Below are 564 nucleotides of genomic sequence, written 5' to 3'. Positions count from 1 at the left end.
CAGCCCCGCAGGTAAGATTACTGTGAGCACTCCGTCGGTACTACCCAAATTGCCGCCGTTGTTTACCATTACCGTGTAGTTGCCAGCGACACCCACACTTAGCGTGGAGTCCCCGGTAATGCTGCTAGTCAGATCGGGTGCACCCGACGAAGACAGCAGCATGCTGGTGGTGTTGTTTCCAATGTTCACCTCGTCGGCGACAGCACTTACTTCAGCCGCAATGGGGGCATCATTTACCAAGGTAATTGCACGAATATCGAAATTGAATGTTTCACTACCGCTAACTGCAAGGGCTGGGATCGGGCAACTGAACCCTGCAGGTGATGCAGATGTCGTGCAAGTGGCCGGTGGATTCACTAGCTCGATACCGGCAGGTAGTGTGACAGTGACAATGCCACCGCTGCTAGTAGCCTGATCGGTGTTATTAACGGTTAGTGTCACACTGCTTGGGGTGCCTATGTTCAAGGCGGAAGCTCCCGTGAGTACAGGAGCCAAGTCGGGGACATTGACCACGGGCTGCTTGCAGGCTCCAGCAGGGTCTGTGGCCGCAGCGTAAAACGCTTT

1 protein-coding gene is annotated in these 564 nt (G+C 54.8%); it reads right to left on the bottom strand.

Features of this window, described 5'->3' with window-relative positions:
• A partial coding sequence (locus E9531_RS17590; RefSeq protein ID WP_211343490.1) for a DUF11 domain-containing protein occupies nt 1-564 on the bottom strand: 564 nt, incomplete at both ends.

Origin of the sequence: Lampropedia puyangensis (assembly GCF_004833285.1) — a bacterium.
GTDB classification, from domain to species: domain Bacteria; phylum Pseudomonadota; class Gammaproteobacteria; order Burkholderiales; family Burkholderiaceae_C; genus Lampropedia; species Lampropedia puyangensis.
This window is presented reverse-complemented; position numbering and strand designations above follow the sequence as displayed.